The organism is Chitinimonas naiadis (assembly GCF_054780835.1).
This window is the reverse complement of sequence record NZ_BAAGVO010000004.1, coordinates 64,985-83,655: the sequence shown is the minus strand read 5'-3', so window position 1 is coordinate 83,655 and position 18,671 is coordinate 64,985. Positions and strand designations below refer to the sequence as shown.

At 59.7% G+C, this 18,671-nt stretch carries 31 protein-coding genes; 16 read left to right on the top strand and 15 right to left on the bottom strand.

All coding sequences use genetic code 11. The annotated features are described in order from the left end of the window. Positions 1-33: 33 nt before the first annotated feature. The 11 genes from ACYVHK_RS06310 to ACYVHK_RS06260 form a co-directional block, all read right to left on the bottom strand. Positions 34-468, bottom strand: coding sequence for a hypothetical protein (locus tag ACYVHK_RS06310; RefSeq protein ID WP_460528766.1), 435 nt, complete (start codon positions 466-468; stop codon positions 34-36). 173 nt (positions 469-641) lie between these two features. Next, entirely contained in the window at positions 642-1,229 is a 588-nt protein-coding gene (locus ACYVHK_RS06305) for a hypothetical protein (RefSeq protein ID WP_460528764.1), read from the bottom strand. A gap of 8 nt (positions 1,230-1,237) precedes the next feature. Then, positions 1,238-1,606 (bottom strand): hypothetical protein, encoded by a 369-nt coding sequence (locus ACYVHK_RS06300; protein WP_460528762.1) that lies wholly within the window; start codon positions 1,604-1,606, stop codon positions 1,238-1,240. After that, the gene (locus ACYVHK_RS06295) at positions 1,603-2,067 is read right to left on the bottom strand and encodes a RusA family crossover junction endodeoxyribonuclease (RefSeq protein ID WP_460528760.1); all 465 of its coding nucleotides are present in this window, start codon (positions 2,065-2,067) and stop codon (positions 1,603-1,605) included. The genes ACYVHK_RS06300 and ACYVHK_RS06295 overlap by 4 nt, the downstream gene beginning before the upstream one ends. After that, the gene (locus ACYVHK_RS06290) at positions 2,064-2,288 is read right to left on the bottom strand and encodes a hypothetical protein (RefSeq protein ID WP_460528758.1); all 225 of its coding nucleotides are present in this window, start codon (positions 2,286-2,288) and stop codon (positions 2,064-2,066) included. The genes ACYVHK_RS06295 and ACYVHK_RS06290 overlap by 4 nt, the downstream gene beginning before the upstream one ends. After that, positions 2,285-2,947, bottom strand: a complete 663-nt coding sequence (locus ACYVHK_RS06285; protein ID WP_460528756.1) for a DUF6475 domain-containing protein — start codon at positions 2,945-2,947, stop codon at positions 2,285-2,287. The genes ACYVHK_RS06290 and ACYVHK_RS06285 overlap by 4 nt, the downstream gene beginning before the upstream one ends. After that, positions 2,934-3,938 (bottom strand): DUF1376 domain-containing protein, encoded by a 1,005-nt coding sequence (locus ACYVHK_RS06280; RefSeq protein WP_460528754.1) that lies wholly within the window; start codon positions 3,936-3,938, stop codon positions 2,934-2,936. Before ACYVHK_RS06280 ends, ACYVHK_RS06285 begins: the two co-directional genes overlap by 14 nt. Beyond that, complete coding sequence (locus ACYVHK_RS06275) at positions 3,935-5,260, bottom strand: DNA cytosine methyltransferase (RefSeq protein ID WP_460528752.1); 1,326 nt, start codon at positions 5,258-5,260, stop codon at positions 3,935-3,937. The genes ACYVHK_RS06280 and ACYVHK_RS06275 overlap by 4 nt, the downstream gene beginning before the upstream one ends. Then, positions 5,260-5,469, bottom strand: coding sequence for a hypothetical protein (locus ACYVHK_RS06270; RefSeq protein WP_460528750.1), 210 nt, complete (start codon positions 5,467-5,469; stop codon positions 5,260-5,262). The genes ACYVHK_RS06275 and ACYVHK_RS06270 overlap by 1 nt, the downstream gene beginning before the upstream one ends. Continuing rightward, on the bottom strand, positions 5,466-5,696 hold the full coding sequence (locus ACYVHK_RS06265; protein WP_460528748.1) for a hypothetical protein: 231 nt from the start codon (positions 5,694-5,696) through the stop codon (positions 5,466-5,468). Before ACYVHK_RS06265 ends, ACYVHK_RS06270 begins: the two co-directional genes overlap by 4 nt. A 45-nt stretch (positions 5,697-5,741) precedes the next feature. Further along, positions 5,742-6,017: a hypothetical protein gene (locus tag ACYVHK_RS06260; RefSeq protein WP_460528746.1), complete on the bottom strand. Its 276-nt coding sequence runs from the start codon at positions 6,015-6,017 to the stop codon at positions 5,742-5,744. Here ACYVHK_RS06260 and ACYVHK_RS06255 point away from each other — a divergent pair. Continuing rightward, positions 6,016-6,747: a hypothetical protein gene (locus ACYVHK_RS06255; RefSeq protein ID WP_460528744.1), complete on the top strand. Its 732-nt coding sequence runs from the start codon at positions 6,016-6,018 to the stop codon at positions 6,745-6,747. The two genes, ACYVHK_RS06260 and ACYVHK_RS06255, sit on opposite strands and share 2 nt — an antisense overlap. Here ACYVHK_RS06255 and ACYVHK_RS06250 read toward each other — a convergent pair. After that, positions 6,728-7,102 carry a helix-turn-helix domain-containing protein gene (locus ACYVHK_RS06250; RefSeq protein WP_460528742.1) on the bottom strand — a complete coding sequence of 125 codons (375 nt, stop codon included), beginning with the start codon at positions 7,100-7,102 and terminating at the stop codon, positions 6,728-6,730. The two genes, ACYVHK_RS06255 and ACYVHK_RS06250, sit on opposite strands and share 20 nt — an antisense overlap. A gap of 109 nt (positions 7,103-7,211) precedes the next feature. On the opposite strand from ACYVHK_RS06250, the gene ACYVHK_RS06245 reads away from it, so the two are divergent. Beyond that, positions 7,212-8,048, top strand: a complete 837-nt coding sequence (locus tag ACYVHK_RS06245; protein ID WP_460528740.1) for a hypothetical protein — start codon at positions 7,212-7,214, stop codon at positions 8,046-8,048. After that, the gene (locus tag ACYVHK_RS06240; RefSeq protein WP_460528738.1) at positions 8,035-8,532 is read left to right on the top strand and encodes a hypothetical protein; all 498 of its coding nucleotides are present in this window, start codon (positions 8,035-8,037) and stop codon (positions 8,530-8,532) included. The genes ACYVHK_RS06245 and ACYVHK_RS06240 overlap by 14 nt, the downstream gene beginning before the upstream one ends. Positions 8,533-8,576: 44 nt before the next feature. On the opposite strand, the gene ACYVHK_RS06235 is transcribed toward ACYVHK_RS06240, so the two are convergent. Both ACYVHK_RS06235 and ACYVHK_RS06230 read right to left on the bottom strand, forming a co-directional pair. Then, entirely contained in the window at positions 8,577-8,933 is a 357-nt protein-coding gene (locus tag ACYVHK_RS06235) for a hypothetical protein (RefSeq protein WP_460528736.1), read from the bottom strand. 246 nt (positions 8,934-9,179) lie between these two features. Next, entirely contained in the window at positions 9,180-9,677 is a 498-nt protein-coding gene (locus ACYVHK_RS06230; protein WP_460528734.1) for a hypothetical protein, read from the bottom strand. A gap of 160 nt (positions 9,678-9,837) precedes the next feature. Between ACYVHK_RS06230 and ACYVHK_RS06225 the strand changes: the two genes are divergently transcribed. The 13 genes from ACYVHK_RS06225 (at position 9,838) to ACYVHK_RS06165 (ending at position 17,357) form a co-directional block, all read left to right on the top strand. Further along, complete coding sequence (locus ACYVHK_RS06225; protein WP_460528732.1) at positions 9,838-10,200, top strand: hypothetical protein; 363 nt, start codon at positions 9,838-9,840, stop codon at positions 10,198-10,200. Between the two features lie 272 nt (positions 10,201-10,472). Further along, positions 10,473-10,895, top strand: coding sequence for a hypothetical protein (locus tag ACYVHK_RS06220; protein WP_460528730.1), 423 nt, complete (start codon positions 10,473-10,475; stop codon positions 10,893-10,895). Beyond that, positions 10,895-11,065 carry a hypothetical protein gene (locus ACYVHK_RS06215; RefSeq protein WP_460528728.1) on the top strand — a complete coding sequence of 57 codons (171 nt, stop codon included), beginning with the start codon at positions 10,895-10,897 and terminating at the stop codon, positions 11,063-11,065. Before ACYVHK_RS06220 ends, ACYVHK_RS06215 begins: the two co-directional genes overlap by 1 nt. Then, positions 11,062-11,892 carry a RecB family exonuclease gene (locus ACYVHK_RS06210; protein ID WP_460528726.1) on the top strand — a complete coding sequence of 277 codons (831 nt, stop codon included), beginning with the start codon at positions 11,062-11,064 and terminating at the stop codon, positions 11,890-11,892. Before ACYVHK_RS06215 ends, ACYVHK_RS06210 begins: the two co-directional genes overlap by 4 nt. A gap of 7 nt (positions 11,893-11,899) precedes the next feature. Further along, positions 11,900-12,844, top strand: coding sequence for a recombinase family protein (locus ACYVHK_RS06205; RefSeq protein WP_460528724.1), 945 nt, complete (start codon positions 11,900-11,902; stop codon positions 12,842-12,844). Positions 12,845-12,847: 3 nt separating this feature from the next. Beyond that, complete coding sequence (locus ACYVHK_RS06200) at positions 12,848-13,057, top strand: hypothetical protein (protein WP_460528722.1); 210 nt, start codon at positions 12,848-12,850, stop codon at positions 13,055-13,057. A gap of 9 nt (positions 13,058-13,066) precedes the next feature. Next, positions 13,067-13,858, top strand: coding sequence for a DNA translocase FtsK (locus ACYVHK_RS06195; protein WP_460528720.1), 792 nt, complete (start codon positions 13,067-13,069; stop codon positions 13,856-13,858). A 156-nt stretch (positions 13,859-14,014) separates the two neighbouring features. Further along, positions 14,015-15,799, top strand: a complete 1,785-nt coding sequence (locus ACYVHK_RS06190; protein WP_460528718.1) for an AAA family ATPase — start codon at positions 14,015-14,017, stop codon at positions 15,797-15,799. Beyond that, positions 15,796-16,203 (top strand): hypothetical protein, encoded by a 408-nt coding sequence (locus tag ACYVHK_RS06185; RefSeq protein WP_460528716.1) that lies wholly within the window; start codon positions 15,796-15,798, stop codon positions 16,201-16,203. Before ACYVHK_RS06190 ends, ACYVHK_RS06185 begins: the two co-directional genes overlap by 4 nt. Continuing rightward, positions 16,200-16,484, top strand: coding sequence for a hypothetical protein (locus ACYVHK_RS06180; RefSeq protein WP_460528714.1), 285 nt, complete (start codon positions 16,200-16,202; stop codon positions 16,482-16,484). The genes ACYVHK_RS06185 and ACYVHK_RS06180 overlap by 4 nt, the downstream gene beginning before the upstream one ends. Continuing rightward, entirely contained in the window at positions 16,481-16,765 is a 285-nt protein-coding gene (locus ACYVHK_RS06175; protein ID WP_460528712.1) for a hypothetical protein, read from the top strand. The genes ACYVHK_RS06180 and ACYVHK_RS06175 overlap by 4 nt, the downstream gene beginning before the upstream one ends. Then, on the top strand, positions 16,762-17,127 hold the full coding sequence (locus ACYVHK_RS06170) for a hypothetical protein (RefSeq protein ID WP_460528710.1): 366 nt from the start codon (positions 16,762-16,764) through the stop codon (positions 17,125-17,127). Before ACYVHK_RS06175 ends, ACYVHK_RS06170 begins: the two co-directional genes overlap by 4 nt. A gap of 2 nt (positions 17,128-17,129) precedes the next feature. Then, the gene (locus tag ACYVHK_RS06165; protein WP_460528708.1) at positions 17,130-17,357 is read left to right on the top strand and encodes a helix-turn-helix transcriptional regulator; all 228 of its coding nucleotides are present in this window, start codon (positions 17,130-17,132) and stop codon (positions 17,355-17,357) included. On the opposite strand, the gene ACYVHK_RS06160 is transcribed toward ACYVHK_RS06165, so the two are convergent. Then, positions 17,308-18,540: a tyrosine-type recombinase/integrase gene (locus ACYVHK_RS06160; RefSeq protein ID WP_460528706.1), complete on the bottom strand. Its 1,233-nt coding sequence runs from the start codon at positions 18,538-18,540 to the stop codon at positions 17,308-17,310. The genes ACYVHK_RS06165 and ACYVHK_RS06160 overlap by 50 nt on opposite strands. Between the last annotated feature and the right edge of the window lie 131 nt (positions 18,541-18,671).

Sequence of the window (18,671 nt, the reverse complement as noted above, 5' to 3'; positions counted from 1 at the left end):
CCCCGGCCTTTGATGTAGTTGAGCGGAATTCAGCTATTCGATTTCAGTTTGCGAGAGACCCTCAAGGATCTCGTTTGCAAGAATGAGTGACAGATTTCGCTTGATAGTTGGACGATGGGAAGGGTCTGGATAACGGAGCCACTCTGTTCCGACTTTGATATCCCCGTTCCCTGTTACAAATACTTGATGTAACAAGGATGGGTTTTCCTCTTGCCCAGTGAGGAAGGCAATCCTGCCCAACAGTTCTATGTCACCGTTTTCCCGGACGTTATGGACATGGGAAAGTGATGTCCGTACCGGCACATGGTGAATAAGCGCAGTTAGCCCTGTATCCCCGTCAACTAGTTTGTATTCCACAACAGCGGATGGTGCGATATCACTTGAAGCCAGAAGCCGCATAGTTGCAGTCAGCATTTCGTCAATTGCAGCGCCTCGTTTCGCATACTCTGCAATGTCCCATTTAGCCATGGTTTCCTCCTCGGTTTGTGGAGGCTCAATGTCACCACAGCCTGGAGTTAGTTCGCAACAAAAAGCCCCGCGTCCGAAGAGGCAGGGCTGTCTGTGCGTTTGAGCTTGAGTCTGTGGGCTAGGGCGCACGAAACCGCAAGTTAACGAAATCGTAGGGACAGTTTGCCCTTGCGTCAAGCGGCCTGAATCTCGAAAGCCTCAATCAGACCCCGATCCTCCCACTCCGGCCCCAGCGCCCGCTCAAGGTCGGCGTAGAGCTGCATCAACACCCCCTCGGCCTTCTCCTCCCACCAGCGCACCGTTTTGGGCGAGGCCTGATGATGCTGGGCAATCTTGGACCGGCTGGTCTGGCCCAGGCCGCGCAGCTTGTCCGAGGCACGCCCGACGATATCGGCCATCAGCCCGGCCGACAGGTCACTGCCACAGCGCGAGCCGACGTACTTGGCGACGCCGTACATGCTGACGGCCCGGACCTGGCCCCAGCCGTATTGCACCGTTACGAAGTCCCGCAGGGGCGACGGCAGGCCGCTGCGCTTCTCGCTTCCCATGTAGCCGCCATACAGGCGGGTCCAGATCAGGCCGGCTTGCGCGTGCCAGTCGTGCGGGTCCATGTCGCTGTAACCGCCCGGCAGCATCTCGGCGACCAGCTCGCCGTTCCTGCCCAGGCCGATAGACAGGCTGGCCAGGTTGCAGAATTTGCCCACCGGTATCTCCCGCATGGCGTAGGCAAAGCGTATGGCGTGGTCAACGTTGCGGAACATGGCGCGGTTCAAAACGGCCCCCTTTGCGTCAAAGCATTGAAAACGCCGCGAGCGAACGCCGTGGCCTTACGTTCCTGTACCGCTCCATACTGGCCAGGAAGGAAAGCCGCCTGCAGAAGCAAAGCGCTTTCATCGTCACCCGTGACCAGCAGCAGAGTTCGAGCGTTGCCATGCATGGCGGGCAAGGCACGCAAGGTAACTACTCGGGCATAGGCGTCTCGATCTGGCGATCCAGTTGGTGGGCCGATGACAAAGGGCGGGGCTGGTACGGCAAGCCTCGCAAAACCACGCTCTTCGAGCATCCTCCAGATGAATTCGGACAGCTCGACAACGGTGATGGGTTCAAGGTCGTTGGTGTACAGCACGGCGCGCATCATGCTTCACCTCCCAGCTCGGTCACGGTCACGCGCACGCCTGGCGTCTCGGCGTAGCGCTTGCAGATGTATGCATCCACTACCTGCGCATCGTCATGGAAAACAACCTCGTTTAGGCCGTCAGAAATGGCTTTTGCCACATTGTCAAAATCGGGCTTCTTGGTCGGATACAGGATGCCGATCAATGCCTCGTGCTGCTTTTTCTTCGACCAGCTCTGCGGGATTGGGAGCAGGGCCTCAAGCCGGATGGCCACAGGACCGGTGATCAGCTCGCGGCCAACCATTGCCGCTTCCGCCACCTGCTTGATCAGCTCCTCATAGGCTTCAGTTTTCGCCGGCGTGATGGTCGCCATGTAGGTGCCCATCTTGCCGGTGGACTTGTCCCGGCGCTTACGGGTGACATGCCGGGGCCGCCCCTTGCCCTGTGGTTCGCCGGGAACGGTGAAGGTGATCGCTGCGGTCATGGGTTCCCTTCCTGGGCGATTGCATGGGGTGAATTCGGGTTCAGGCGGTCAAACTCGGCTTTCGCCTGGTCGGCTGTGTCGAAGGTCCCCCGCAGATCCGGCAAGTTGTCCTTACCGCGAGGGGCGAACAGCCAGAACGCTGCGGTGGTTGCAGGCGAGACCCTGCAGATCGTCCAGCCATCCCGCGTAATGCTGTGATCCGATGCACGCTTCCAGCTCACGCGGCCACCTCTTCACGCTGGTTCGGCAACAAGGCGACGTTTGCAGCGGCCATATGGTCGGTCAGGCGGGTGACCTGCAGCCCTGCCTTGTCGCTGCCGCTCAGCATCACGTAACGGGCCTTCTCCGGCTCTCCCAGCAGCATCGGCGATTCGCTCTTGCGCCCCTCCATGCCGTTCTCGGCCTCACAGAACCCGATCAGCACCGGCGGGAAGGGTGGCAGCTGCGGACGCTGGCGGTAGCCCTGGTAGAGCGTCTGGAACTTGTTGGCCAGGAAGGGGTACTCGTCGAGCGTCACCGTCGCGAAGGCGGTCCAGCCGCCCATGTCGGCGATGCATGCATGAATGATCGCGTCATCGAACACAACAGACCGGTGCGGGCCGACACAGCGTACAGCGCGGTCTACCTTGGCCCATGCAACTGCGGCGCCGTCTTTGCTGCCACCTTGAAGGAGGCGCACGACGTCGGCGGGCTTCGGTGCCCACTGACCACGGTCAGCGTCGATGCAATGGCGGTTGAAGGCATCCGCTACCGCCTGGAACTCGAACGGCTTCATAGCCTGCCACCAGACATTCGCGGTGAACTGGCTCACGTCCTGGCGATAGAACCCCATGACGTCGGCCAGAAGCTGGCGGAATTGGGCGGCATCACTCTGTTGCATAGCGGTCTCCTGTCGATTCGGGTGGGGTCCAGTCCTTGAGCGCATCTCGGTTGCGTTGCTCTTGGGCTTCTTGCCGGTTCACATTGCCAGCGCTGCCGTGAGGTGTCCGTGTGAAGGGCTTCACAATTTGCCCGCCGGCAATCTCGGCGATGATCGGGGTCAGGTAGCCCGAGCTGATCGGCTGGGTGCTGCCGGTCTTGGCTCGGTTGTCCTGGGCAATTTCCAGAGCCCGCAGGGCATCGGCGTCAGTGATGCCGTCAGCAGCCCAGCGGCGCACGTTGGGGTCAGCGTGCTGCAGGCTGGCACCGCGAGGACGAAGCAGGGTGGTCAGCTCGATGGCACGGGTGGTGATGGGGTCAACAGGGCGAGACGACGGCGAGCTTTCGCCCTTAACCAGTACGTCGTCGTTATCACTACTGTTTGTCTTTAATACTCTCCCTGTCCCTATCCCTGTCCCTTGGATGGTGTTTCCCGAGGGACTTTGCGGGGACATGGGGGGCGTGTCTTCGGGGACAATGTCGCCATGTCCCTGGGGACAATTCGGGGACTCGGAACCGGAAAGATAGGTGTCAAGCTCGGGGTAGGGGTGTTCTGTCCCGTGCCGCTGGTTGTACTTCTTGATGCGAGCGCATTCGGTCGTCCAGCGCTGTTTCAGCTTCGCGCGCCAGGACTCGTTCGCCTTCTCGGCTACAACAGGGTGATACAGCCGGCCATCGCTGCACTTGATCCAACCGCGCAGGGCGCCGTCGCGTACCGTCTTCCATTCCTTCACCACGCGACCATAGCCAGCGAGCTGGGAAAGCACCTTGTCGTCGTCCGGAAGGCTCGCGGCGGGGGTCTGGTGCCAGGAGGCACACCAGAGCAGCACAGCGGCCCGGAATTCGTCTCCGGACGACAGCGCGGACAGATCGCTATCGCGCAGCCGGACGACGTCCAGGGGCATGAAGGCGAAATCGCGAAGGTCGCAGTTTGAGGGGGTAAGGGGCGTCATGCCTTCAACCCTTCGCCGTACGCTTCGATGAACGCGACCGCCGCTTCAGCATTGATGGCGTTTCCGTGGGCGCGCAGTCGTCCCACTCGCGAGGTAGCCCCATGAGCCAACGGGAATGTGCCGGGTTCAACTGGCCGCCACTTTCCATCCCGGCAGAAGAGCCAGTCAGCATCTCGCCAGAGGCCGTTAACCGGGCCGGCAATGTGCTCTTGGACATAGCCCCCAAGCTTTGAAGCGTGTACCGGGCCCTGCTGCCGTCCCCGCGATTCGTGCTCATGTTGGGTGCATCCGGTGAGCAATTGGGAGTCGGCCAGCCCGCTAATTTCGTCAGACCGCCAAGCGTCTCCAACCCCCGGTTTGTTTCCGGCTGATTGTTCGCATTGCAAGTCGGAGTTGGCCATCCCGAGAGCACGGCTGCATGATTCAGCGTCACATTGCCTGTCTGGAATTCCTGCGAAGGGTGCCTGTTGCTGTCCGAGGCCGTAGTGGTCGGCCAGCCCGCTAGGCAAACCCTGTCCTGTAGATTGCTGCGATCCAATTCGAACGCGCGCGATTCGGTCCCCGGGCGATGATTCCCCGCTAGTGGTGTCGGCCAGCCTGCAAGATCCGATGCAATCGGCAGATCCATCCCGTAGCCTGGACGTGGCCGGGCTTTCCCCGCCGTATGGTCCGAGTCGTGCGGGGCTGGGCAATTCGGCGTCGGCCAACCCGACAAGCAGGCTACCGCCGCTAAGTCCGGCCCGTGGTTTCGCATCGCTTCCAGCAAGCCTCCCTCGAATGTCCGTACGCCCTTGTCGGCGAGTGCGGCTGTGGGCGTGGGCCACCCAATAGAGTCGGTCGCGGATGTGCGGGGCACCGATGCCCGCAGACGGAAACGCAACCGCCCCGAGGGCGTACGCCATTGCTTCCAGGTCATCTTGTACAAGGTCGATCCAAGGGCCTGCGTCTTTACTCGCAACCTGCTCTCCAAAGACGACTGAAGGGCGGAGCTCTCGGATGAGGTGGTGGAACGCTGGCCAAAGGTGCCGCTCGTCAGCAAATCCAAGTCCTTCGCCTGCCGAGCTGAAAGGTTGGCAAGGACAGGAACCGGTCCAAACAGGTCGATCGTCGGCCCAGCCGGCACGCCGCAAGGCGTAGGACCAGATGCCCACGCCGGCGAAGAAGTGGCACTGGGTGTATCCGCGAATGTCGTCTGGGTGAACATCCTCGATGCTCCGTTCATCTACGTCGCCGGGCGCGATATGGCCCGCGGCGATCAGGTTGCGCAGCCATTGGGCGGCGTACGGGTCGATCTCGTTGTAATAGGCGCCAGCGCGTCCCATTACGTCCCTCGCTTTCCCGACTTCGCCCGGCGCTCGTAGGCAACCACTTCAGGGTGCTGAACACCGTAGGCGCTGCGTAAAACATGGATTCCCAGCAGTTCAGGCGTAGAGATTCCTTCCTGGGCAGCTTTCACAGCCAGGTCAGCCGCTTCAGGCGCGGGAAGGTCTACAGGTAGCTGGGTTCGGACTTTCTGAGCTTCCTTGGTCATGCGGCCCGCTCCGTCCCAACTTTGGCCGGACGGGCACTGACATCAACCAGGGCTCTGGGCAGACTGCCTACAGCACCGAACAGATACCGCTCCAGGGCGTGCGCCATGGCAGCGCTATCCGATTGAAGGCCGTGCAGGGCTTTGTAGTTCTGCAGGGCGTCATAGGTGGTGTCGTTGAGACGTGTTTTGGCCTCGTTGCGGTACTCGGCCTTGCAAGCGCGAGACATGGCATTCCCCTCAATGTGAAACAGGATGGTTTTGTTTGAAGTGCCTCACGCCGCGGCCCGGTGCTCGGGGTGGTCGGATGGCAAAAGGTGGGTGTACAGCGGGATGAGCTCGGGCCAGATCAGCCACCAGTCACATGGGCGCAGATCCGGCCGGGTGACCTGGTACTGGCTTTCACGCTCGATCGCGACGGCGAGGATTTCCGCGCAGGGCTTGTAGCCGTAACCGATGTTTTTGATGTGACCAGCACTCGAGCCACATTGCTCGGCGAACGCTTCGCGCTGGTCGCGGGACAGCTTGTCAAGGAAGGATTTGAGAGTCATGAAGCCAGATTATCACCAATCGGTGTTAGCAATCAACACCATTCAGGGATTTCACCATATGGTGTATAACTGCTCAAATTCCGGCATGACCCCAGCAGACAACAGAAGGAAGCGCCTACGCGCGCTAGTCGAACAAATGGATGGCGGAAACGTCACCCGTTTTGCTACTCGGGTATCGCGTTCTCAGTCACAGATTGCAGATATGCTCGACAGCCGAAAGTCGTTCGGGGAGAAAGTTGCGCGTAGTTTTGAGCAGCAACTTGGCTTAGAGGCTGGCTGGCTTGATCGAACTGATGTTGATACTGAAGGGCGTGTTGAAAACCAAGCTCATGCCACTGAGAGTCCAGCGCGAAAACCAAGGGCCATCACCGAAGCTTCCACGCCTGGGCTGCTGTTGGCGCATTGGATACTGAAGCTCGATCAGCAGAAGCTGCTCGATAAAGAGATATGTACAGTGGTCGAGAAGATGGTCGACGCGCTTATTGAGGCGAAGACCGGCAAACGCCCAACCCCTCTTACACGCGAAGAGACACTGAATCTTTTGTTGGGTGGAGAACCTTCGCTGGTCAGCAGCCGAGATATCTACCCGAATGCCCCTGAGCCTACGAAGGCAAGCGACGAGAATGTCGCCGCCGCCAACAAAGCGCTGCAGGAGCTGGCCAAGGTGCCGTCTGGTGAATCAGACGACGACAACCCAGACCCAGGCGTATTCAAAAGGCGGACGAAGTAGGCGGGCAGGCCAGATCTGCGACCGCGAGAAGAGCCCGGACGAGTTCCGGGCTTAGTTTTTGGTCTTCGTCCAGCTGCTGAAGCTTGGCTATCAGGGGCATGAGGCGGACGGGCAGGGCAGGTGTAACGGTTTCACCGACCCACATAGCGCCATCACCAGTGCGCGCCCACTGCAAATAGATGCCCAGCAAGTCACATATCTGCGGCAATTTGGTCGTTGTACGTACTTTCCCGATTTCAAGCAGGGAAAGGTTCTGCTGGGTCATAATGCCGCGCTGTTCCAGCTCGGTGGCCAGCTGCTTTTGAGACCACCCGATAGCTGTACGTGCTGTGATTATTCGTTGTCCGATACTCATAGGCGGATTGCAACCGCCTACCGTTCATCGGTCAAACAAGTCTACTTGTTGATTCTCACAAGTATGTCAGTAGATTGCTCACCCTTTCGCTTGTCTCCCCGCCGTATTAATGACTTTCTCCCCCTATCGACCTATCGGCATCATCAAGAGCCGGAAGGTAAATCGCATTTTTCAGGCCCAAACAGGATTTAGCGGATGGTCAGCCAAAGCTGAAATCACCGACAAAGCCGGGACCATACGAACCGTCTTCATCAAAGCCTATCCTCCAGAGTCGTCCAGCCTGGCCGGCGAGGTGTGTCGTTGGATACTTGCGGCATCCCTGCGGATCGATCAGCCCTCAGATGCTTGGCTGGTACAGGCACCAGTGGAATGCTGGGAGGCAATATTCCCAGAGGTTGACTGGCGCGAGACCTGGGGCAATCTGGTACCTTGCTTCGCGACATCTGAAGTGCCGGGAGAGTCAGTGGCCATTGTTGGCGCCAAGACGCTTGGCGTCCGGCCCAACATGACGCGGTGGGCGAATCTCTATCCGACCATTGCGCTGGATGAATGGGGCGCAAACGACGACAGTAACTTGAGTAATCTGATAGAGGTATTCAAGTATGATGGAGGCATATCGTATGCCACAATAGATGGCGGCCGTTGGCTCGGGGGAGACAATTGGACCTTAGAATCTTTGGGCAAACTGATGCCCGGCAAGCGTAGCGCCAAGATATATAACAAGCTCATGAGGGCAGCCCTGGGTCCGTTGCTGAATAAGGCTGATGCAGACAAATTGCTGAACATCGCTTTGGGTCACACAGAGGCACTTGAAAGCGTTGAACAAGGGTTGATGGCCTACATGGTAGAAATATTGGACGATTTCAGACTTGCGACAACAGCGCTTGAAACCATGCGAGCCCGTGCGGGTATCGAGTGGATCGGGGAAAGACATGCCCGTTCGTAAAAACCTTGCTGAACGCCTGGAACTGATGGCCGGCGATGATGAAGACGATGTTGACGCAGCTGACTGGAGCTATGGCGTCTGTTGGGGTGTATTCGTTCGCCCGCAAGGCAATAGTGCTGAGCAGATCCCGTGCGGCGTGGTTGTCCGGGTCGATGGCCCTGGCCACAAAGATTATCTCTACGACTTTGCCAGCCTGGCGCCACTCACTACCATCTTAGGTAAGGGCAAGGTCGCGCATCTGGAAGACCTGATGAAGCGCACCAGGCACGCACTGGACCAAGGTGACGAAGTAAGCCCGGTACCGTCAGCGGTGGTTTACGGTGAGAGTACGCCGTGGCGCTATGAGACGGCAGAACTGGCGGTGCATAGACTGTGGCAATCCCATGTCAGCAAGATGCTGATCCCCAAGCCTTCCGCTCCGGCGAAGAAAACTCAGGCCGAGGTGATCGAAGCGCCGTCCGGGACGAAAAAGAAGCAGGCCTGACCATTGAAAAACCCGCCGATTGGCGGGTTCTTCAATTCTAGGGCTCAGTTCAATATCAGGTCGCCATAACCCCATATCAATGTACCAACTACAATGAAGGTATGTGAAAAACGGCCAATCCACTGCTGTCCAGTAGTCAATGAAACCGGCGTTGGATATCCCAGAGCAGCAACAATTGAAGCTCTGCTGATTTCCGCTTTCATAAGTGATCCCAGTCTGTAGTCCACAATGGCGGGTAGAAGAACAAGTAATGCCCCCGACCTGGCAAAGAGCATCTTTTCCGGCCAATAAGTAGCAGCAATCGCCGATAACAGTACGGAAGTGGCGGCTAAGGCGAGAAGTAAGACCTCTATCCAGTTTGCTTTAACTGCTGCCCAGAATGACTTAAATTTGACCTTCAATAAGCCCCCACTCGCAGCAAGGCCCCTCATTTTTTATGGCTGGTGTAGTGGTTATTCGTCCGGGCATTCTTGTACGCCCCGCCCTTGTGCGAGCTGCCCTTGCCGCCAGCATAGTGCCCGCCCTGGTTGCTGTAGTGGGCGTGGGAGCCGCTGGAACGGCCTCGGGCCTCGGCGGGGAGGGTGAAGGCGAGAAGGGCCGCAGCGGCGGCTATAGCAAAAAATCGAGTCACAGCGTTGTCTCCCGAATTATTGGAAATGCTCGCAAAAGCCTGGCGCGAATTTGGCCATGTTCTCTTCCTTGCAAGCCTCTCTACCCACGCCAAATCCCGAAGGGGGTAGGACGGTTACCTGGGCAAGATCGAGAACCTGCCAGCCTACGAGATTCTTAAACTCCATCTTGTTCAGCTCGGCGCGCGGGTAAGTGAGCACCAAGATTGGCTGGTTAAATTCCTTCCCATATTTATCCACCAGTTGCCCGACAAGTGTCACCTTTACTTCTTCGAATGCCAGATTCAGGAAGTGAGCCTTCAAGCCTGACAGCACGTCCTTTGTGGCATTTCCGCCAGCAAATACTGACTCGTTAGTAATTGACACAGCCAGAGTCTTACCACCGTCCAGCTCTTGAACATTGGTGATGTATTGGCTGATTTCTTTGATTGTCTTCGGCGGTTGCTTCGGCTCATCACTGCAACCGGCAAGTAGCAGCGTCGCGAGCGCGATCGCTGCAATTCGTACTTCCTTCATTCCTACTCCCTGATCGTTCTTATCTGTCCAGGCTCAAGCACTGGCGTGGCCTGAACGCTAGCACAGCGGCCTATGGCGTAAAAATCACCAAACGGTGTTGACTTGTGAATCACCAAATGGTGTAATCGCTTCAAGACAACACCAAACGGGGATGAAAACCATGAACGCCAAACTGAACTGCACAGTGATCGCCGATGTAGCCCGCCAGGCCGCTGCCATCAGCCACGACCAGATGCTGGAATCGGCTGTCGAGCGTCGGCTCGAAGACATGCGCGGCGATGGTGCGGCTCTGTTCGACGCCATGGGCAACATGAACGACGTCACCCTGAAAGCCCTGTGCAATCTGGTTGCTCTGTCCGTCAGCACTGCTCCCCAAGATGACCGCCTCGCAGCCCTAGACGACCTGACCAAGCTGCTGAACACCGAATACCGCCCCAGCGCCGTCCGCGCAGTGCTGCAAGAGGAGGCCGACGAGGCCGACCAGCAAGCCGACTACCGCGCCTACGAGCGCGCTGTTCACTGACCCCGACTTCCTCCCTCGCTCCGTGAAAAGAGCACTTAACCCGCTGCGCAAGCGGCGGCTTTTTCGGGTCGGTTCAGGTGAGCCGGCCAGCAAAAGCACCAACCAACTGAAGGGGAGTAGGGAAATGGTCTCAATCCGAGTGAATCCGACAGACTCGCGCACGGTCGCTGCCGCACTTGCTGCTGCTGGCATCCCTGCGCCCGGTTACTGCGTCGGCCGCATGATCAACGGTGTTGCCTTGATCGAACGTCGCCGCCCAGGGAGCCGCCGCCATGGCTAACCCGGCTCAGCAGATCCTGTTCGCCGCCGCACAGGGCATGGCTGTCCATCTGCAGCAGGCCTGGCCCTTCCTGTCCGACATGTACCTCTACAACAGCACCGACGTGGTTGAGGAAATCGTTCTGGCCCGTATGGCTGCGAAGCTGGAACGAACCCGCACGCTGAAGGCGCTGGACCCGGCCATGCCGCTGGTTGCTGAGCTTCGCGCGGCTGCCCTGGAGTTGTCCGGCGCCGTGTCCGCCCTCGATGCAGCGGCAGAAAGCGGCACGCTTGATGTTTGGCTGCTGGGCCGCGTCCGCGCCGCCCGTATGGCCCTGTCCACGGCTCAGAACAAGGTAGAGCTTGCCCTCGATGCCCATGGCCTGCTTACGGCGGCTGTGGACGCGGCGCGGCCTGCTGACGAGGTGGCAGCGTGATGCTGACCGAACTCGATCGCTTCGATCTGTGGCCGCAGGTACCTACCTGCGAGGACTACGGCCATTTCCACCAGGTGCGCGCTATTGCGCCCGGTCCTGATTCCCAAGAGGAGGGCACCGCAGAACAGCCGGCTGCTGACCTCGAAACCCTAGGAGGTATGCAGCAATGAACGCTCGCGCTGATTTCCCCATGCCCGTTGTCACTATCCGCGCCAGCTCGCTGGCTGAATTGTTCGATTGCCCAGCCCGCTGGGAAGCGAAGCACCTGCGGGGCCTTCGACTGCCATCGAGCGGTGCGGCCCGCCTGGGTACCGCAGTACACGCAAGTACGGCTCTGTTCGACGATGCCCGCCTGAAGGGCTCGCCGATAACCGCCGACGATGCGGCCGGCACGCTGGTTGACACCCTGTATGGCGAGGACGAGCAAAACGGCGCCGTGGATTGGGAAGACAGCAGCCCAAAGGATGCCGAAAAGGTCGGGCTGGCTCTTCATTCGCGCTACTGCGCCGAAATTGCCCCGCGCCAGAACTACGTTGCCGTAGAAGCCCGCTGCGAAAGCTTGGTCATCCGTGACTTAGGGCTGGAACTGACGGGTACCACTGACCGTATCCGCCGCCTTGAGGATGGCCGCCTGGGCATTGCCGATATCAAAACCGGCGGGCGTGCGGTGGGCTCGGATGGCTCTGTAGCGACGGCAGGCCACGGCCCCCAGATGGGCGTTTACGAGCTGCTGGCCGAGTACGTGATCGGCGAGAAGCTGACCGCCCCGGCCCAGATCATCGGCCTGCAGACGGGCAAAACGGCGACCTCCCAGCGAGTCGGTACCGGCGAGATAGAGAACGCCCGCGATTCACTTGTCGGCGACCTGGACAGCCCCGGCCTGCTTGAGCACGCCAGCCGATTGATTCACGCCGGCTCGTTCTACGGGAATCCCAAGTCGGTCCTGTGTTCGCCGAAGTATTGCCCCAATCACCCAACCTGCAAATTCAAGGGATAAGCCCGCCATGAGCAACCAAACCGACCTCCAGACCTTGAAGCAAGGCGGCGCCGCCAACATGCCGGCCGTTGCTGCGGGCTTCTTCGACCTGCAGGGCTTCGAGCTGCTGCAACGCATCAGCAAGGCGTTCACCTCGTCCGAGCTGGTCCCGAAGCAGTACCAGAACAATTTGCCCAACTGCATGATCGCCATGGACATGGCCCAGCGTATCGGCGCTAACCCGCTGATGGTCATGCAGAACCTGTACGTAGTGCATGGAACACCGGGCTGGTCTTCCAAGTTCCTGATCGCGACGATCAACGTGTGCGGCCGCTATTCCTCGCTGCGCTATGAGTGGAAGGGTGAACCCAACTCACCCGACTACGGCTGCCGCGCCTGGGCCGTAGAGCGCGCCACCAATGAACGCCTAGACGGTATCTGGGTGACCTGGGCAATGGTCCGCGCCGAGGGCTGGAGCAGCAAGAACGGCTCGAAGTGGAACACGATGCCCGATCAGATGTTCGTCTATCGCGCCGCGGCCTTCTGGCAGCGCGCTTACGCCCCTGAGCTTGGCATGGGCTTGCAGACTGCCGAAGAGCTTGGCGACGTGTTCGACGCAGCCCCAGACGGGCAGGGCGGCTACTCAGTCACGGCCGACAGCCTGCGCGACGTGTCCGGCGCTGTAGAGCGTGAAGCCAATCGTCCCGCTCGACCGACAGCTAAGCCAGAGCCTAAGCCGGAACCCGAAATCAACCCGCTCACCGGCGAGCTTGAGGGTGGCGAACCAACCGGCACCCAGAATCCCACCGTCGATGAAGCGCTCGGCTTCGTTCAGTCCGGCGAGTTTGACATGGCCCGCGATATCGCTCGCAGCCTGGGCGAGGAAGAGCGCCAGGGCGTTGAGGCAGCAATTGCTGCCAAACAGGCGCAGGCCCGTCCTCGTCGCACCGCATCGACCGGCAGCCTGGAGTAAGCCATGGGCGACCGCTTCAACAGCCAGAGCGTGCAGGACTTGTATACCGCCGAGCAGTTCGAGGCGGTCCTCAAGGATGCGGAGATGAACGCCTCGACCGATTGGGAAGAGGAGTTCGTCGCTGACCTGATTACACGCTTCAAAGAATTCGGCCGTCGCATGTACCTCAGCGACTCACAAAACAATCGCCTTCAACAGATCAACGACCAATAGGAATCGACAATGACCGAGCTTGCTGCAACCGAACAAAACACCGAAACCGCCGCCACTGGCGTTGATCTGCCCAAGGCCGAGGACCGCACCGGCATCGCGACGGCTGTCTACCCCGAAGCCGGTGCGGAACTCTCCGACGAGGAGGAAACGCTGGTTCTGTCCGAGGAGTTCCTGCTGGGCGAACTGATCAAGACAGTCTCGCGCCCCTTCAAAACCCTGTTGGAGCCCTGGAACAAGCTTTCAGAGCATGAGCAGGCGAACTTCATGCGCCAAGTCGCGGACAACACCCGCAACGCAGTAAGGGCGGCCGTTGAGTGCATAGCTAGCGGTGACCGGGTGAACTTTCGCGCCCACGTTGAGCAGGTCCAGTTCAAGCAAGACGGCGTCAAATGCCAGCTGACCCTCCCGAACTCACCAGAGGCGCACCGCCTCGCTGACGTGACCGGGCAAAGCATCATGGTGGTGATCGAGGATAGCGCGCGATACCTGAACGTGGGTGATGCGTGCAAGGGTGATCCCGACCAGCCGTCGCTATTCGACGCCAGCGCAGGTGGTACCGAGCCAGACGCCAATGTTGCCCCACTGCCGACCGATCAAGAAGACGACGATCTGTACGAGGAGGCCAAGCGGAAGATCCTCGCAAAGCAGGATGCAAGTATCAACTTCCTGCAACGCACCTTGAAGATTGGATACAACCGCGCTGCTCGCATGATGGAGAGGATGGAAGCGGAGAAGGTCGTTTCGCCGATAGCGACCGATGGTACCCGCAAGGTCTGGGCAAAGACCGGCGAGCCTGAGTAACGATCATGGGGGAAAGCGGCGGAAGCCGGAAGGCGATGGGCAGGCGCAAGCCGCAGCGAAGTTCCGGCACTGCTGACAATCAGCCCAGGATGGGCCGAAGTCCCGAGAAGCGGGCAGTGCGCACCGTGAGTACCCCACCTACACGACGAGATGACCATGAAAATCAGCCGCATCCAGATCCAAAACTTTGAGGGCATCCGCAGGGCTGATGCTTTCATCCGCACGCCGGTTGCCATCTTCGCCGGTCGCAATGGCGCGGGCAAAAGCAGCATCCGCGACGCAATCGCCATGGCGCTGACCGGCGAGCCCACTCGCATCAAGCTGAAGAAGGACTACCAGCAGCTGGTCACCGAAGGCCAGAAGAGCGGTGTGATTGCGCTGTATAGCGGCAATACAGAGGTAGCGACGGCGTTGCTGCCATCCGGCAACACCATGACCAGCCTGAAGAATGAACCGGGCTTCGCGTATCTCCCTTACGCCCTGGACGCCGCCAAATTCGCCAGCATTGACGCGGACACTCGCCGCACGCTGCTGTTCGATATCACTGGCTGCAAGGTCAGCGCCGACGACGTCCGCCAGCGCCTGGCCGACAAGGGCGCTACGGTTGACCAGGTCGAGGCCGTCTTGCCCATGCTGCGCTCGGGTTTTCCGGCTGCCTGCGAGCTGGCCACCACCAAGGCCAAAGACGCCAAGACCGCCTGGCGTGTCGTTACTGGTGAGACCTGGGGCGACAAGAAGGCCGAGACCTGGGCCGCCCCGAAGCCTTCCTATGACGCGGCACTGCTGGAAGAGAAGCGCAACGCCATAGCCATGTTCGACGTGCAGCTGGGCAAGGATCGGGAAGAGCTGGGGGCGACCAAGCAGAAGCTGCAGAGCCTGAAGGATGGCGACGTGCGCCGTCAGCACTTGCACACCGCTGCAAAGGGGCTGCCAAAGGCCGAGGAACTGCTGGTCATCGCACAAGCTGAACTGGCCGCCTACCTGCCCAAGGTTGAAGAACTGCGCAAGGGCGCCGCAGGCATCAAGCAGCCCTGTCCGCCGCTGATGCACAAGCTGGCCCATCTGGTTGAGCATGCCTATTGGAATGACGACAGTCTGACCAAGGAAGCCAGAACCGCGTTGATGGCCTACGACACCGCGTACCGGCCAGCGAACGGCGACCCTGACGCAGCCGCCAAGTTGCCCGAGTACGAAAAGGGCCTGGCCGTGCTGGAAAACATGGCCGAGAACCGGGCTCTGGCTGTGAAGCAGGCAAAGGCCGCTGCTGAAGAGCTGGCCGGCATGGAAGCTCCGGACGGGAACATTGACGCCCTTGAGCGTGAGCTGACCCAGATCCAGGCATGTATCGCCGAGGTCGAGCGCTGCAAGGCCCTGGCCATCACCGAGAAGGGCGAGGCAGAAGCCAGCAAGCGTGTAGCCGATGCCGCCGACGAGAAGACCAAGCAAGCGGCCTCGCACCATGCTGATGTTCTGTCGTGGGGGCTGGTAGCTGATGCGCTGTCTCCGGACGGCATCCCGGGTGAGCTGGTCGCGGTCTCGCTGAAGCCGGTCAATGACCTGCTGATGGGCCGCAGTGCCATGGCTGGCTGGGAGCTGGTCAAGATCGAGGCGAGCATGGGCATGACTTACGGCGGCCGGGACTATCGCCTGCTGTCGGTATCGGAAAAATGGCGCTGTGACGCACTGATTGCGATGGTGATAGCCGAGCTGTCGGGGCTGAAGCTGCTGGTACTGGATGCGATCGACACGCTGGATCTACCGGCCCGCGGCGAACTGATCCAACTGCTGGACGGCGTGGCCTACGAAGGCTGGCTCGACACGATTATCGCCCTGGGCACGCTCAAGGCCATGCCGCAGGATCTGCCGGACACCATGACCGCGTTCTGGATCGATGGCGGGGTAGTGCAGGGCGGGGCGGTTGAGGAAAGGAAAGCGGCATGAATATGCATTGGGAACAGGCCGCCCGCGAGGCCCTGGCACTGGTGCCGCTGGAAGGTGCCAGCGAAGAGATACGGGCCAAAGTTGAGGCAGTGCTGGCGACCCCGCTAAAGACGGCCCCACGGAGTCAGACTGATGTGTGGATTGGTCGATACAAGCAACTTAGATCTGGCAATCTCGCTGCCGCCACAAAGCCTGAGCGCGCACCAGCAGAAGCGCCGAGGGATGAGCGGGCGGAGTTTGAGGATGCCGCAACCGATATTTGCAAATTCCCACGCGGGTCGGTGGCCGACACCAGAAATGGCGATTCTTACTTTGACCGTCGCTTGGCTCTCGGATGGGAGCTGTGGAAGCGCCGCGCCGCCATCGCCCAGCAAACCGGAGAGCGGAAAGGTGGTGCAGCATGAAGCGCCGTCTGACGCTGCCACTCAAGGCCGAGTACTTCGACCAGATCGTCGCCGGCACAAAGCCCGAGGAATTCCGGCTGCAAACTCCTTACTGGCGGAAGCGCCTGGAAGGTCGACATTACGACGAGGTCGAGGTGACCAAGGGTTACCCGAAGCGCGGTGATACCAGCCGCCGGCACGTAATGCCGTGGCGCGGGTACCGGGAAATAACCATAACCCATCCGCTCTTCGGCCCAGGCCCGGTAGAGGTGTTCGCGATCAGGATGGGGGATTCGGCGTGATCACCTATGTGCATGCTCTGTGCCTGCCAGCGGACGTCCTGGAAGACAACGAACACGTCGTGCCGATCAGTGTCCGGATACAGGCGGTGCTGCCTTCGGTCCCCTTCATCGGGATGAAGATCCAGGCGACTTTGGGGGCCGAATACTGGCCTATCGACGACGTAATGTATTCAGCACCGCTTGATACGCTGGATGTGTTCATCAAAGACGAGATTGAATTGCTGCCCCTCGATCGCATGCTGGCCGAGGGTTGGGAAATTGAAGAGGAGGGCGCAGCGTGAGCGCTGGCAAAACAACCCGCGCCGTGGTGGCGCAAGTGCTGGAAAAGCTGGGCCGCTCAACGGCTACCCAGATCCGGGACAACTGCGAGCTTGGTCTGTCGCTGGTCTATCACGCCCTTGGCGGCATGGCGAATGATGGCCAGGTGAAAAAGCTGCCAATACCCGGTACTGCAAGGGGCGCATATTGGGAGCTGGCAACAGCGGAAGAGTGCGAAAGCATCAAGGCGCTACTCGCCCAGGGCGACGACTACGCCGGCGCAACAGTACCGGGTGCCAGGGTGGTTTCCTTGACCGATAGTCGACACAACGCGCGGGGTATCAACCCGGCTAGCGCGTACAGTTCAAAATGCATGGGGATCTGATCATGACCGCGTCACAACGTATTATCCGCTTGCCCGAGGTCATGAACCTGCTGGGGGTATCGCGAGCTTCGGTCTACAACTTCATGGCCCGCGAAGGCTTCCCGAAACAGATCAAGCTCGGTCGGATTGTTGGCTGGGTAGAGTCCGAGGTTCAGGACTGGATCAAGGGCAAAATCGACGCTAGCCGGCAGGGTTCGTCGAATGACCCACAACATCAACAGGCGGCGTGATCTTCTGGGCAGGCAGAGAGTCGATGTAATCGGCCCATGCCTGCATCAGCTCAACGCGCTGCGGCAGAAACACTGCATGGTTGTAGGCCCGCTTTGTCATGTCTTTTTCAAGGTGGGCCAGCTGTACCTCGATGTGATCCCCATCGAATCCCATTTCCCTCAATCGGGTTGACCCCGTCGCCCTGAAATCGTGACCTGTCCAGGTCGATGGCGCGTACCCCATATATTCAATTGCACGATTGATCGTCGTTGCGCTCATCACCGTCTTGGGGTCTTTGTTGTTGGGGAACAGGTGAACGTTCGAGCCGGTGATCTGCTTCAGCTCCCGCAGTAGCGCCACCACTTGGCTGGCCAGCGGCACAATATGAATCCGGCGCTTCTTCATCATCGCCGCCGGAATCGTCCACAACCCATTCTCAAGGTCGAAATCGACCCATCTCGCCTTGCGCAGCTCAATCGTTCGCGTGAAGGCATACAGGATCATCCATAGCGCAATAACCGTTGTTCGGTTGCCGCCGTAGCTGAGAATCCGCGCCTTGAAATCGCTGATATCTGTTGGGGTCATTGGCTTGGCGTGGTTGACCTCCGGGCGCTTCACTGCCCCCTTCAGGGCCGACGCTGGATCTGTATCCGCCCGTTGCGTGACGACTGCATAGCGGAAGATTGCCGAGCACCACTGCCGTACCTGCAGTGAGAACGTCTTGGCGCCCCGATCCTCCATCTTCTTCATGACCGCCAAAAGGTGAGACGCGGTCACGCTCCGCACCGGCAACTTCCCCACCTTCGGATAAACATTGGCTTCAAGCGCGGCCTTCACTTGGTCGTGATAGTGCGGGGTCCAGTGATCCTTGTTCTTGATCATCCATTCGTCTGCAACGGCCTGGAAGGTGTTGGCGTTCTTGACCAACTGGTCAACGAGTGTCGCTTGCCGATGGTGCGCAGGGTTCGTGCCAGCCTTCACCAGTTCGCGAGCGTCGTCCCTGGCCTTACGTGCGTCCAGTAGCGATAGGGTAGGGTAGTCGCCCAGGGCGTAGACATTCTCCTTCCCGTCGATACGGTACTTGTATCGCCACAGCTTCGCGCCGTTCGGTTTGACGAGGAGATAGAGCCCGTTTGCGTCGGCAAGCTTGAACTGCTTTTCGAGGGGCTTGGCCTGGCGGATTTTGACGTCAGTGAGTGGCACTTTTTGGGGGTATCAGCGATTTAGTACCCCCGAAAGTACCCCCTTTTTTTGTTGCTGTCACTGGATGCTCGTAGACAGAACTAGACGCCTCAGTAAGGACAGGCAAGGAATTGAAGCGGGAAGTTAGATAG